The following is a 14317-nucleotide window of genomic DNA, read 5'->3' as shown; positions in this document are numbered from 1 at the left end:
CTAATTTAGGCTATAGTCTTAGGTTGTAATGGAACTAAAAAATAACATTACAAATGGATAAGGTTATTTTTTAGTGATGACAGTAAAATAATAAGGAGATCAAGAGTGAAAAAGATTAATATAATATTTCCTCTAATATTAGTAGCAACCTTAGTTTCATGTAAACTGGGTGGATTTGGCATTGGCGTCGTAACTTCAAAAGGAAAGGTAGATGATGCAAATCAGGCAGCGACAGCAGATGAAGCCGAAAAAGAAGCAATTTTGAAAGAATTGAAATTCAAGAGAGATAGCTACAAAAAAGAAATTGCTGACTTAAAGGCAAAGTTTGAAAAGGAAGCATCAAGGAATGAAGTAACAATTCCTGAAGTATTAAAAAAAGAGTTAGGTAAATACAAGGACCAAATTCATGCAAGTCTAGGCTACAGTAATGTTACAAATCAAAATTTGAATGATGCAATTAAAGTATTAAATCTTAATACTACTAACGGCAAGCAAAAAGAAGAAGAATTAAAAATAGTCTATTATGTACTAGGTATGTTAATTACTCTTGATGAAGCTACTACCCGCATACTTGACAAGATGTTATCAGATGAGATGATTGAAAAAATGAAGAAAGACAAAGATGCTCTAGAAGGATCTGTAGCAGAACTTGGTAAATTTATCGGTTCAAGGGATGCATTTATTAGAATTACCCAAAAGGCAGCAAAGGCAGCAGCAACAGCAGCGGCAGGGGCAGCAGAAAATAAAGCGGACCTTACGAAGGTCAAGGCAGAATTAAATAAGATTATTGCAGCAGCTACTAGTTCTACTTCACCCAGTGAGACTGAGTAGAGCTTAAAACTACAATTAAATCAATTGAATTTATCGTAAAACGAAAGGGCCCATGTTTATGGGCCTCTTTTCGGTTTTATGCGTCCTTATGCTACTTATGCTTTGACTTCACCCCATCGCCTCCTCCCTATAAAATAAATAGTTAGCATTTGTTAAAAGATGAGTAAAATTTAAATTTTTTCAAAAATACTGGATTTTTTGAATTCTTAGTTTATAATATGTACTAAAGAATATCATTATTAACTAAGAATGTTCTTTAGTAATGATAGTAAAAAATAAAAAGGAGAATAAAGTGAAAAAATTCAGTATTATGTTTTTTTTGATATTAGTAGTAGCTTTGTTTGCTTGTAAGCAAGAAGAAGCAGGTGAGAAGGCAGAGGGAACAGCTACAACAAAGACACCTCAAGAGCTAGCAGACGAAGCAAAGAAGGCAGAGGAAGAGAAAAAGAAAAAAGATGAAGAAGCGGCTGCAAAGAAAGCAAGAGAAGATGCACTTACTGCATTGAAAGACAAGATAGCAGAAATCAATAAGAAGATGACTGGCGAAAAGGCAGCACATGATACACTGGGAACAACAGGACAGAAAAAAGTTGAAATTCCTACTGGGGTGACGGAAATAAGAGTTAAAGACACAGACCTGCCTAAAGTTTATGCAAGTTTAAATTATGATCAGGATCTAATAGACAAATTAAACACAGCAATTAAGGTATTAGATATTAAGAGCACTAACAAGAGTTCTAAAACCACAGAAATAGAAACAGTGAACAAGGTACTTGAAACGTTAATTGGCATTGATGATACTACTACAAAGATATTGGGTACGCATTTAAAAGACGATAAATTGCCAAAAATTGAGAATGATAAAGCTAAAATCGAGACTGCTACTAAAGAGCTTAAAGAGTTTATTGATTCAAGAGACAAATTTATTAAGAGTGCTGAAGCGATAATAAAAGATGCATCAAGTAAAACTAGCTCTTCAGATGTGAAGACAGCGTTAAACAAGATTACTGGAGCTGCTAGTGGTACTACCGACCCTAAAACTGGCGAGGCTGGATATGGTGCTGCCATGGTTAAAGCTATTGAGGCTAATGCAACAGCTCTTGAGAATTTAGTTAAGTAATAATTTTAGTTAAAACTAGAATTTAAGGCCATAGCGATATGGTCTTTTTTTGTTTTTATCCCTTGTTGATGCTTATATCTTAGCAACCCTACACTATTCCATCTTCAAAATTGATATTTAGTGTTTGAGCACATGAAGTAAGCTTTAAATTTTCTCAAATAAACTAGGTTTTTAACGAATTCAAAAAAGCTGGATTTTTTGAATTCTTAGTTAATAATGTATATTAAAGAATATAGTTATAAACTAAGAATGTATTTTATAATAAACAAAGGTAATAAAAAAATAAAAGGAGAATAAAGTGAAAAAATTCAGTATTATGTTTTTTCTAGTATTAGTGGTAGCTTTGTTTGCTTGTAAGCAGGAAGAAGCAGGTGAGGGACAATCAGGAACAGGCAGTGGAGCAGGTGCAGGTGGTGCAGCAGGGGGCCAATCACAGTCAGATGAAGCAGGTAAGCAAACACCAGGGCAAAGAGATGATGCAAGGCTAGCAGAAGAAACTAAAACAGCGCTTACTGCATTGAAAACCAAGAGAGATGACTACAGTACAGAGCTTAAGGGCCTAAAGACAACATATGATGCACTAAAACCAAAAAATGAAGTTTCAATACCTTCCGAGTTAAAAATTTTAACAACAAGAAGACACCAGCCTAAAATCCATGCAAGCTTAGGTTATGACAATGAGTTAATAAAGAAGTTAGACGAATCAATTAAGGGTCTAAAAATTAGTAATGCTACTACTCATGCTAAGCAAATAAAGACAGCAAGTGCTGTCCTCCAAGTGTTAGTTGACCTTGATGATGCTATTAAAAAGATATTGGACACTTATTTGAAAGGTGCTAACTTGACAAAGATTGAGAATGACAAGGATAAGATCGAAAAAGCTACTGCAGAACTTAATAAGTTTATTGCTTCAAGAAAGGAGTTTATTGAAAGTATTCAAAAGACAATAGAAAAAGCACATACAAATAGAAGCGACGAAACAAATTTGAAGGCAGAATTAGACAAGATTGCTGACAAAACAAAAACTACCGCTAACGCTGATGAGTCTGGGTATTATCATGTTACTGTTGAAGCAATTAAGAAGAATGTAGAAGCACTTTCAGACTTGGTTAAGTAGAGTTAAGAAGTAATGAAGTTAAAATTAGAACTTAGAGCCATAGCAATAGCCATAGCAATATGGCCTTTTCTAATTTTATGCTCTGTTATTTTTACTCTCTTTTGCTACATAAGACTCATGCCTCTCCAATGCCAAACCACCTTCAAAGTATTTAGTGTTTAAAGCAATGGAAGCAAAAATGGAATTTTTTCAAATAAACTAGAATTTTAATATTCTTAGTTTATATTCTTTTCTAAAGAACATTATTATAAACTAAGAAATAATATTAGTTTATAATATAATGAATAAAGGTAATGAAAGATAAGAAGGAGAGTAAGAGTGAAAAAGATTAGTGTTATATTTCCTCTAATGTTAGCATTAGTGGCTTGTATGCAAGACGAGACTGGTGGTAATCAACAAACACCAGAGCAAAATACAGCAGCTGCAGGAGGTACAAGCCCAATACAGGCAGATAAACCTCAAGAAGCATCAGACGAGAAAATGACCAAAGAAGAGAAGAGGACAAGAGATGAATTAAAGGCTGAAACAACAGAGGCGTTTAAGGTATTGAAAACCAAGAGAGATGAATACAATACAAAACTTAAAAGCGAAAAGACAGCATACGAGGCGCTAGCAACGGGGATAACAGCAACACAAAATAAAGTGGAAATTCCCGTTGGGATAACTGGTTTTACAGAGGCAGTAGACCAGGCTAAAATTTATGCAAGCCTAGGTTATGATAATGATTTAATAGAGAAGTTAGATACTGTAATTAAAGGTTTGAGTATTAGCGATGTTAATTCTCATGCTAAAGAAATACAGACAGTTGCTGGTATATTTAGCCTGTTAGTTTCTCTTGAAGATGCTACTAAAAAGATAATGGATGGTCATTTGCAAGATAAAAACTTAACAAAAATTGAGAACGACAAGAGTAAGATCAAGAAGGCTACTGCAGAACTTAAGTTATTTATTTCTTCAAGAGATGCCTTTATTGAAAGTATTCAAAAGACAATAGAGGTGGTGCATACAACTAACTTTACTTCTTCAAACGAAGCAAGGGCAGAATTAGACAAGATTATTGCAACAGATGAAGTAACTAGCTCTGCTGCACCTAGTGAGGCTGGATATCTTCATAGCAAGGTTGAGGCTGTTAAGAAAAATGAAGAAGCACTTGATGCTTTAATGAAATAATAAATTTAGTTAAAACTAAACCAGAAGGCCATAGTAAGTGGCCTTCTTTTCATTTTTTCCAACACAACAGCCAAACTTAAATTTTATTAAAAGAAGTATTATGTTTTTGTTAGTTTTAAAAAGGATACTATCTTAGTTTATAATATTACTAAAGGACATAAGTTATAAGCTAAGAATATTCTTTAGTAATATTATAAAAAACAAAAAGGAGAGTAGGAGTGAAAAAGATTAGTATTGTGCTTTTTCTAATAGTAGCAGTAGTGTTGGTTGCTTGTAATCTGGAAACAAAAGCAGATGGCGGACAAAAAACACCCAAAGAGCTAGCAGAGGAAGCGAATCAATTAGCAGTTGAAACTGAAGAAGCGTACAAGGCATTGAAAACCAAGAGAGATGCGTACAATAAAGAGCTTAAAGACGCAAAGACAGCATACGATGCATTAAACTCAAAAAATGAAGTTTCAATACCTGAGCAAGTAAAAAAAGTACAAGACAATAGCAAACTTCACGCAAGCCTAAGTTATGACAATGAATTAATAAAGAAGTTAGACGAATCAATTAAGGCATTACAACTTGGTAGTGGCGACAAGCATACAGAGATAGGATGGGTGAGCAGCTTACTAAGCATGCTAACTGGGCTTGAAAATGTGACTAGAAAGATATTAGATGATCTTTTGAGTGATGCTAATTTGAAAAAAATTGAGAACGACAAGGCTAAGATCGAGACGGCTACTGCAGAACTTAATGAATTTATTGATTCAAGGAATAAATTTATCAAGAGTGCTAAAAAATCAATAAAAGAGGCATACACAGGCAAATCCAGTCATGACACTTTGAAGGACGCATTAAGGAAGATTGCTTATATACTTGATGGGGTTACTACACCCGGAGAGGCTGGATATTGTAATGCCAAGCTTACAGCTATTGAAGCTAATTTAGCAGCACTTGATGCTTTAATGAAGTCATAACTTTAGTTGAAGCTAAACCTGAGGGCCACTTGGCCTTCTTTTGTTTTTATTCCTCTTCTACTACACTTATATGTCGCCATGCTCTACTGCTACCCCCAAAATATTTAGTGTTTGAACAAGAGGAGCAAAGTTTAAAAATTTTGTAAGAAACTAGTATTTTAATATTCTTAGTTAATATTCTATATTAAAGAACAAAGAAATAAATTTATATTGTTATAAACTAAGAATATTTCTTAGAAAAGAATATAATGAATAAAGGTAGAACAACAAAAAGGAGAGAAAGAGTGAAAAAGATTAGTATTATGTTTCTTCTAGTATTAGCATTGTCTTTTGTGTCTTGTAGTCAAGCAGAAACGGGTGATGGTAAACAACAAACATCAGATAAAAAGACAGTAGAAGCAGGAAGTACAAGCCCAAGGCAAACAGGTGCATCTCAAGAGGTGTCAGACGAAGAAATGGCGGATGAGGAGAAGCAAGCAAGGGCTGAACAATTAGCAGCCGCAACTACGGAAGCTTTTAAGATATTGAAAGATAAAAGAGATGAATACAGTAGTAAAATTAATACAGCAAAGGCAGCATATGATGCACTAGGAACGGCACCGCTACGAACACAGGACAAAGTGGAAATTCCTGGTGGGATAACTGATTTTACAAAGGCAAAAGATCAGCCTAAGTTTCATGCAAGTCTAGGTTATGACAATAAGACTATTGAAAATTTAAACAAATCAATTGATGGTTTAAGTAATGGTGGTAGGATTGATAATCCAGAAAGAAAGAAAACAGTTGCTGGTATATTTAGCCTGTTAGTTGCGCTTGAAGATGCTACTACAAAGATATTGGATGATCTTTTGAAGAACGATAACTTGGCAAAAATAAAGAACGACAAGGATAAGATTGAAAAGGCTACTGCAGAGCTTAAGTCGTTTATTACTTCAAGAGATGACTTTATCAAAGGTATTCAAAGGTCAATAGAAGAGGCATTAAGTAAAACTAAGTCTTCTGCAGAGGCGAAGGCAGAATTAGACAAGATTATTGCAAAAACTTCGGCAACTAGCTCTACTACAGCCGGAGAGGCTGGATATCTTCATAGCAAGGTTGAGGCTGTTAAAAAGAATACAACAGCTCTTGCAAGCTTATTTAATTAGCAGCTCTAGTTCAAGTCTAGCTCAAACTAAACCCGAAGGCCATAGCGAGATGGCCTTCTTTCATTCCCCTGGCAAGAAACAAACTTTAAATTTTTGTAAAAACCCAGAATTGCGCTAACTTTACGGCAGGATGTTATTAATGGTTTATATGTTACTAAAAAATACTACTCCAGAGGGGTGGTGTTCTCTGGTAGCACTGTCTGGTACAACAAGAAGGAAAATAAGATGAAAAGAATCAGTATGGTTGTTTTTTTAATACTAGTAGTAGCCTTAGTGGCTTGTAAGAAAGATGGCCCGCCTGGTGGGGCAATGTACAAGTACAAGTACGAAAAGTGTGAGTACTATAAACAAAAATACGAGAAATATAAACGCAAAAAACAAAAACACGAGGAGAAGAACAAACATAAGAAGAATAAGCACAGCAAGTACAGTGAATATGATGAGTGTGATGTCTACAGACCCGACTATGACGAGTGTGGGGGAGGGGACTGCAAGAAAGTTAGTGCACTGAAGGCCAAGAGAGATGAGTACATTAACTTAGTGATTGACGTAGAAATAAAAATTGAGATAAAAATTGAGTCACTAACGACAAACAATGGGGTACCCGCTCAGAGCATTAGTACTTCAAGGTCAAGTACAGTGACGGATGTACAAGCAATGTTAGCTGAGCTTGATAAAACCACCATAAAAGTATTAGGAGAGCACCTAACGGATGAAAACCTGGAAAAGATTGAGAGCGATCAGGATAAGCTTAACCAGGTTGCTGGAGAGCTTGATAAATTTATTACCTCAAGAGATACATTTGTTGAGTATCTTAAAAAGATGCTAACAGAAAGTAGCTCTAAAGTTGGCGTGGATGAAAGCCAACGTAGTGTGGTTGAAAATATTCAAAGCAGTGAAGTCAAGATTGCAAATTTAGTTAATCAATAAATTTAGTTCAAACTAAACCCTTAAGGCCATATCTGATATGGCCTTTTTTATTTTTTATTATCCATTATTTAATCTTTTCATTCTTCTCCACATCTCGCTTTAAATTTGATCAATGTAAGCAAGTCTTTGCGTTTTTGTAAGAAACTAGAATTTTACCAGTTTTACGGTATAATGTTTTCCTTAGTTTATGTTACCTAGGGGGTAGTAGTTTAATAAGGGAACATTACTCGATAGTGTAACGAGAAAGCAGGAGAGAGAACGCGATGAAGAAGATTAGTTCAGTTGTTTTTCTAATATTATCAGTGGTTTTAGTTGCTTGTAGTATAAAGGTAACAAAGAGAGGCAGTGTAAAACCGGATGCTAGGCAAGACTCAGATCAGGGACAGACAGAGGAGGAGATTAAAGCCGAAGCTGATGCAGTGCTTGATGCATTGAAGACCAAGAGAGATAACTACCATAATAAAATGGAAGACTTAAGGACGAAATTTAAAGAAAAGGATCCAACAAAGCGAAATGGTGTGTCAATGCCTGGTGGATTGTTAGGTTCAATAGACAGGGAGAAAATCTATGCAAGCCTGGGGTATGACAATGAAGCTATTGGAAAGCTGAATTCCGTAATTGGCATGTTACAACTTAATGATTCTGTTAACAATAGGGACAAAGAAAGGGAAACAGTGACTAATGTATTAACAATGTTAGTTGAGCTTGATGATGCTACTGAAAAGATATTAGACAAGCATTTAACGGAAGACTCTTTAGAAAAAATTAAGCAAGACAATAAGAAACTAAAGAGACTAGATAAAGAACTTAAAGCATTTACTACTAAAAGAAGTGCGTTTATAAAAAGCATTAAAACAATAATAAAAGAGGCATCAAAAAAAGCTAACGAGGCAGGTGTGAAGGCGGAATTAGATAAGATTACTAATACTACTATTGGAGTTACTACACCTGGTGAGGCTGGATACTATCATAGTACAATTAGCGCTATTAAAGCTAATGAAATCAATATTGGAATTTTAGTTAAGTAACATCTTCAGCTGAAACTAAACCCGAAATCCATAGCATATGGCCTTTTCGGGTTTTTAGTTGTCCAGCTAAACCCTACCAACATAATTCGGCTTTCAAATTAACATTTATGCTTCCTGTTTTGAAAAATGTAAGCAAGTCTTTGAATCTTTTGCAAAAACCTGCAATTTTGTTAATTTTATTGTAGAATATCTTTCTTATATTATAATATTATTAAAGGATAATGTTATTAAGTAGTGATAAGAATAAAATAAGAAGGAGAATGGGATGAAAAAGATTAATACAATTGTTTTTCTAATGTTGTTATTAGCTTTAATGGCTTGTAACATAGATTTAACAGGCAAGGGCGGCGCGGCATCGGATGACGAGAAAGATTTGGGTGAGGAAAATCTAGGGCAGCAATTGGGTGCAGGCCTAGTGGCATTGGGACGACAATTAGGTGTAAGGATAGGTGATGAAGCAGCAGATGGACCAAAGACAGGGGAAGAAAAGAAAGTAGAATTAAAGACAGTAGATACAGTAGGCGGGAGTTCACCAGTACGACAGCCAGGGACAGTGGAAGTAAAAACAGCAGAAGAAGTAGCTTTTGATGGATTGAAAACCAAGAGGGATAATTATAAGAACAAAATGGCTAAATTGAAAGCAGATTTTGAAGCATCCTCATCACAAAATAAAGTTGAAATTCCCTCTCAGGAAAAAGATTTAACAATAGAGGACCAAGCTAGAATACATTCAAGCTTAGATTATAATAATGGCATCATTAAAGACTTAGACGAGTCAATTAAGGCATTAGGGCTTGTTGATATTGGTAAGCAAAAGGAAGTAGATATGGTGTCTGAGATATTGCATACTTTAGCTGCATTTGATGATACCACCAAAGATGTATTAGATATTTATTTAAAGAATGAAACCTTGGAAACTGTTAAGAATGATAAGGACAAGCTAGATAAGCTTACAGCAGAGCTTGATAAATTTATGAGTGCAAGAGATGGGTTTATTAGGGAAGTTCAAGATATAGTAAAAAGAGCAGTATCTAGCAAATCTGATCATGCGCAGTTGAAGAAAGAATTAGGGAAGATTAATGAAGTTAGCACTACTGAAAGCATTGGTAAGCACCGACGAGCTATGCTTGAAGCTCCTCTTGACATTAAAGTTCTATTGGGTTTAGTAGGCATAAGATAGAATTAAAACTGTGATAAAAGGCCATATCTTTATGGCCTTTTATCATCTTATTACCACAAGCAAGAAGCAAGCTTAAATTTTTAAACTAGATTTTACTTTTCTTATGTTATAACTATACTCAAGTTACAACATTACTTAATAAGGACAGCAATAAAGTAATAAAGAAGTAGGATAAGATGGGGAAGTTTAATTTTATGTTTCCTCTGTTACTAGTGGTAGCTTTGTTTTCTTGTGGGCAAGTTACACCACGTACAGGTAGCGTAACTCCAAAAACAGTAACAGGCGAAGAAAAGGAGAGTGAGGGAGCGGGAACGGCAACAGACCAATTAAGAACAGGTGAAATGACGGGCGCAAGGGTGCAAGCATCAAAAGGAACAACAGGGCAATCTGGAGCAGGGATAACACTAGGGGTAAAGACATCAGCAGAAATAGCAGCACGAGAAACAGCAGCAGCCTTTCAGGCGTTGAAGGTTAGGAGAGATGCATACGAGGCAGGAATGGCTAAGTTGAAGACAGATTTTGAAGCACCATCATCACAAAATAAAGTTGAAATTCCTTTCGAGGTAACACTTTTAACAACATCAAAGGATCAGCCTAAAATTCATGCAAGTCTAGGTTACAACAACACCACACACAAAGAACTAGACGAGTCAATTAAGGCATTACAACTTAGTAGCGGTAACAAGAAAGCAGAAATAGATATAGTTACTGGGGGTGCTATTGCTATTAGCAGCACTTGATGATCAAACTAGAATCTTACTGGGAAGTAAGCTTAAAGACGACAATCTGGAAAAAGTTAAGGGCAACAAGAGTGAAAACGAAAGGTTAGCTGCACTCCTTAATGAATTTATTACCAAAAGAGATCTAGCTATGCAGGATATTAAAACTTATGTAAAGGAAGCAGCATCAAAGATAGGCAATGAGGCACAGGTGATGGACGAGTTCAGTAATATTATTCTTAAGACCGATTCTAAACTTCAGGATATGACTAAAATTATCTTAAATACTAGGATTAAATAATTTAAGTTTAAGGAAAAAAGGGCCTGTTTATAGGGCTCTCTTTTTTGTTTTTTTGCCTTATTCCATTTCTGTTCTTAGGTGTTTTATAGGAGCTATGTTTTAATTAGTGTATAAAACCCTCATGCTTCAAATGACAATAAACAAGAAGTTGGCTTTAAGAAGGCTTTAGCAACAGTGATTAATTGAGTGCATACTAGAACAAACAGGAAACAAAAATATTGTATTTTAAATTGAAATATTACATTTTAATATTTTTATTATCTAAGAATTGTAGTATAATGATGGTTAATAGTATGGGATTAGGTATCATTTGATAATGAGAAGAGGGGAATTATTTAGGAGAATGGATGTGTTGCTTTGGGTGAGTCGTTACGGATCAGGGGGCTTGTTGATCTGTATGACTCTTGGCGCTTGGGGGTTGGATATCTCGTTTGGGGTGTTGTGGATTTCACGGGAATTGGGATACAAGAATTTTAAATAGAAAATAGGGGGTCTTGTGGCCTTTTTTTAAGATACTTAGCTTTACGCTTAAATATCAATTAAATCCAAAAAGATAATAAGTTTAGAATAAAAATAAAAGTTACAGAATGGCAATAATGAAGATGATGCCCAAAAGTGTTATTTAAACCTTAGGATCAGTTTCTCTTCAAAAGAACTTATTATAATAATTCAATGTTTATTTTGTTTATTGCTATAGAATTATTCCAGAATGGGTAAGGTGTTTTTAAAGAAGGAGGAAAAATGATGCGTATTGGTATTTTATTTGTATCCTTGAGTATTGTTGTGTTTGGTTGTAGGTTGTACATTATTAGTGATGATTCAGACACCCCTGAGGCGAGGGAGCGTGTTGCTAGACAGAAAGCGGATAAAAAGGTTGTTTCTTTAGAAAAATCTTTAGATGATGTTCTTGGGGTTCTCTACGAGGGGGGAGGTGCTGCTAGTGCTAAGCAGAAGGCATTCTTTGAGTGGTTAAAAGACAATGATCCTGATTATTCTAAGAGGAAAGAAATAGCGGATGCTATGGAGAAAGTGTACGACTTGATAAAAGAAAAGGCTGAGACTTCACAAGAAATCAAAGAAATAATTGAGCAAGGACAGGGCGACGAGGGGATGAAGAAAGCTGGCCTTAGGACATCTAGCGACCTTAAGAGTGATGAGCAAGTGGGTGCTTTGGTTGGGTACGTTATGAGAGCTGGAGATGCTTTGGACCTAGAAAGCGGAGGTAGTGCTATAAAGACGTTCTTTGAGGAATTAGGGGCGGTGTTTGACGATAGTCTTGCTGATGGGGCGACTAAAGGCAAAGGCGAGAAAAAAGAGAGAGACAATGAAGAGGTTTTCAAAGGTCTTATTAAGTTGCTAACCGATGAAACTGATGGTGAAGAGTTTGATATGTTAAGAAGTACTCTTGAGTAAAAAAGAAGATGATTAAATTGTAAATTTAAGAAGTAGATTCAAGAATTAACCCTGAGGTGCTACTAACTTAAGGGTTGATTCTTGCTTAGAAGGCTTTATTTAAAATTTTTGTTGTACCTTGCTCATGTGTAAGGTTAAGGGAGAGGCAATGAAGAATCTTAATGTTTTGTTTGTGTGCACGCTGGTTTTCATTTCTGGCTGTGGTCTTTGTAGCAAGGTCACGTCTTTAGAGGGAAGTATTGAGGGGCGAGTAGTTGGGCCAGATGGAGAGGTTGAGTTTTCTGCTTCAGGATCTGTTTCATCTTCAAGAAAGGGTACGACGTCTGCAAGCTTAAGCAGTGAGAGGAAGCGTTTTGAAGGGTTTAAGGGGTTCCTAGGTGGTGCTGGTGCTGTTAAGGTAAACCTCGACAGGAAGAACGCAGCAGATATTAAGAGGTACGAGGAGAGGAGGAGAGCCTTTTTTGAATGGTTAGAAAAGAACGACCAAGATGATTCCAAGAGGAAAAGTTTGGTTGATTCTATGAAGAGGGGGTATAACCTAGTAAAGGAGGGGACCCAGAAACAGCCGTTGTCACATGAATTTGAAAATTTAATTGGATGGATACAAGGTTCTGATGATGGGAAGGGAGCTGGGAAGAAGATTTTAGAAGACGCTGGGATTACCACTATTAGTGACGTTAAGAGTGAGGAGCAAGTGGATGCGTTAGTAAAAGCTGTTCTTGCCAGTTCAAGTTGTGACGGAACTGCTTTAAGTCTATTTTTCCAAAGATTAAATGATGTTTTTGATGGCAAGCAGGAAGATAACAGTAAGGTTTTGGCAAAACTTCAGGAGTTGCTGTCAGATGACAAACCTGATGGGCCCTTTGAAAGATTGAAAGCTGGATTAGAAAGAAAAAGAGATTAAAAGATTACAAAATGAAGTACATTTAAAAAACGTAAACAAAGTACATTATAAACCCAGATAGGTCCTAGAGCTCTTAAGCTTTGGGGCCTTTTTTTTATATATTAGTGGCAAAGCTTAAGTTTAAGCGTTTAAGTTGTTTTGTTCTAGCAATTTTTAAAGATAGGTAATATAATGAGTAGACAATATTGATTTAGTTAAATGAATAAATTATCTTGTAATTGACCTTATAATATCAATATATTAGCAGGGTAGGGTTTTGTTTAAAGTAGTATGGGAGTGTTATTTTAAATAATGTTAACTTTCTAAAGATGGGTGTGTTGGATAAGGAAGAAGTTTCTAATTACTTAAGTATGAATCGTGATGTTAGCGTAGCCAGGAAGCTAGAGAAGGTCGCTTTGGATGCTTTAGGTACTGTTTTAGCTAAACTAGATTTGGTTTATTCTACTCCTATTTTAAGGGAAGTTAGCTATGAAATAGATAGAATAAAGGAAAAGGTTGAAATTGTTTCCGCTGTGACTTCTAGGCTTAATAAACACCTTTTACTAATAAGAGATAAGTTTTCTCAAGAAATTGCCTCTTCGTTTGTAATTCAGGTTACAGATAATATATTGGACTTATTTTATTGGATTAGGATGGATTTTCATACTATGGATGATATTGAAAGGCGCATTAACCAGGGGTTAAGTCATACTTACAACGAGCTTGAGTTAATACAGGAGGCTGAGGAGGAAATTGAAGAGACAGAAGATATAGAAAGGGTTAAGATTTTAAGTGTAGTGCTTGAGGTTTTAAAGGCTACTTTATCAGCAGATAAGGCTTTAATGAACATAATTCACGTGTCACTTAGGGCTTCTAGGGAGTTTGCTATTAGAAAAATCGATAGCGTTGTACAAGATTAATGCAGTGCAGTAAAGGCGCAAATATTAGTATATAGGAGGTAACAACTTATGAGAAATAGAAATATTTTTTTAATCTCGTTATTGTTTGTTTTAAGTTTATTTATATCATGTAAGAATTCGTACAAGGAATCAGAAATGGTTTCCATTGAGTATGTTAGCAATAATAGTTATGCGGGGTCTATTAACTTGGATTTAGTAAATGGATACGATTCTTTTACATTAAAGTATGATCTTTTCACAAGGTATTGTGACTTATATGCACAGTTTAAGGAAGCGGATGAGTTTTTGGTTAAAGATATTAAATTGGCTGGAAGTGAGGTTTGTGTTTCACCTGATGCTAACAAGACAGTTTACAAGCATGATGATTTGTGGGAGATGAGTATTAATATTGAATTGGGTCATTGCATAAAGGGATGGAAAGAGTTGGCAAATAAGGCTAGTGGACAAGATTTATCTTTTTCTCTTACTACCGTAGGGAAGGAAAGTGGTGTTAAGAAGGATTATGCTTTCAAAGTTAGTTCAAGAAATTTACTCAGATTTATTGAGTCCGTTGAACTTGTAAATCCTGATGGATTTTCTAGTAATTTTAGTTAGT

General features: G+C 35.4%; 15 protein-coding genes. All 15 read left to right on the top strand.

Going from position 1 to position 14317, the window contains the following annotated elements:
- The first annotated feature begins 105 nt into the window (after positions 1 to 105).
- The 15 genes from LSO06_RS05665 (at position 106) to LSO06_RS05595 (ending at position 14316) form a co-directional block, all read left to right on the top strand.
- A complete protein-coding gene (locus LSO06_RS05665; RefSeq protein WP_231761137.1) occupies positions 106 to 831 on the top strand; it encodes a hypothetical protein in 726 nt (241 codons plus the stop codon).
- A 292-nt stretch (positions 832 to 1123) separates the two neighbouring features.
- The gene (locus tag LSO06_RS05660) at positions 1124 to 1951 is read left to right on the top strand and encodes a hypothetical protein (protein WP_231761136.1); all 828 of its coding nucleotides are present in this window, start codon (positions 1124 to 1126) and stop codon (positions 1949 to 1951) included.
- A gap of 298 nt (positions 1952 to 2249) precedes the next feature.
- Positions 2250 to 3068, top strand: coding sequence for a hypothetical protein (locus LSO06_RS05655; RefSeq protein WP_231761135.1), 819 nt, complete (start codon positions 2250 to 2252; stop codon positions 3066 to 3068).
- 318 nt (positions 3069 to 3386) lie between these two features.
- A complete protein-coding gene (locus tag LSO06_RS05650; protein ID WP_231761134.1) occupies positions 3387 to 4238 on the top strand; it encodes a hypothetical protein in 852 nt (283 codons plus the stop codon).
- A 218-nt stretch (positions 4239 to 4456) separates the two neighbouring features.
- Complete coding sequence (locus LSO06_RS05645) at positions 4457 to 5203, top strand: hypothetical protein (RefSeq protein ID WP_231761133.1); 747 nt, start codon at positions 4457 to 4459, stop codon at positions 5201 to 5203.
- Positions 5204 to 5487: 284 nt separating this feature from the next.
- Positions 5488 to 6348 carry a hypothetical protein gene (locus LSO06_RS05640; protein WP_231761132.1) on the top strand — a complete coding sequence of 287 codons (861 nt, stop codon included), beginning with the start codon at positions 5488 to 5490 and terminating at the stop codon, positions 6346 to 6348.
- Between the two features lie 225 nt (positions 6349 to 6573).
- Positions 6574 to 7278, top strand: coding sequence for a hypothetical protein (locus tag LSO06_RS05635; RefSeq protein WP_231761131.1), 705 nt, complete (start codon positions 6574 to 6576; stop codon positions 7276 to 7278).
- Between the two features lie 263 nt (positions 7279 to 7541).
- Entirely contained in the window at positions 7542 to 8306 is a 765-nt protein-coding gene (locus tag LSO06_RS05630) for a hypothetical protein (protein WP_231761130.1), read from the top strand.
- Positions 8307 to 8571: 265 nt separating this feature from the next.
- Positions 8572 to 9486, top strand: a complete 915-nt coding sequence (locus tag LSO06_RS05625) for a hypothetical protein (RefSeq protein ID WP_231761129.1) — start codon at positions 8572 to 8574, stop codon at positions 9484 to 9486.
- A gap of 176 nt (positions 9487 to 9662) precedes the next feature.
- Positions 9663 to 10226, top strand: coding sequence for a hypothetical protein (locus LSO06_RS05620; RefSeq protein ID WP_231761128.1), 564 nt, complete (start codon positions 9663 to 9665; stop codon positions 10224 to 10226).
- The gene (locus LSO06_RS05615; RefSeq protein WP_231761127.1) at positions 10207 to 10506 is read left to right on the top strand and encodes a hypothetical protein; all 300 of its coding nucleotides are present in this window, start codon (positions 10207 to 10209) and stop codon (positions 10504 to 10506) included. The genes LSO06_RS05620 and LSO06_RS05615 overlap by 20 nt, the downstream gene beginning before the upstream one ends.
- Before the next feature lie 741 nt (positions 10507 to 11247).
- Positions 11248 to 11919 carry a hypothetical protein gene (locus tag LSO06_RS05610; RefSeq protein WP_231761126.1) on the top strand — a complete coding sequence of 224 codons (672 nt, stop codon included), beginning with the start codon at positions 11248 to 11250 and terminating at the stop codon, positions 11917 to 11919.
- A 148-nt stretch (positions 11920 to 12067) separates the two neighbouring features.
- Complete coding sequence (locus LSO06_RS05605; protein WP_231761125.1) at positions 12068 to 12823, top strand: hypothetical protein; 756 nt, start codon at positions 12068 to 12070, stop codon at positions 12821 to 12823.
- A 308-nt stretch (positions 12824 to 13131) separates the two neighbouring features.
- Complete coding sequence (locus LSO06_RS05600; RefSeq protein ID WP_231761124.1) at positions 13132 to 13722, top strand: hypothetical protein; 591 nt, start codon at positions 13132 to 13134, stop codon at positions 13720 to 13722.
- Positions 13723 to 13770: 48 nt separating this feature from the next.
- Positions 13771 to 14316, top strand: coding sequence for a hypothetical protein (locus tag LSO06_RS05595; protein WP_231761123.1), 546 nt, complete (start codon positions 13771 to 13773; stop codon positions 14314 to 14316).
- Position 14317 lies beyond the last annotated feature (1 nt).

The organism is Borrelia sp. RT5S (genome assembly GCF_021165755.1).
GTDB lineage: Bacteria > Spirochaetota > Spirochaetia > Borreliales > Borreliaceae > Borrelia.
The sequence above is the reverse complement of the archived record's forward strand: the minus strand, read 5'-3'. Positions and strand labels throughout refer to the sequence as shown.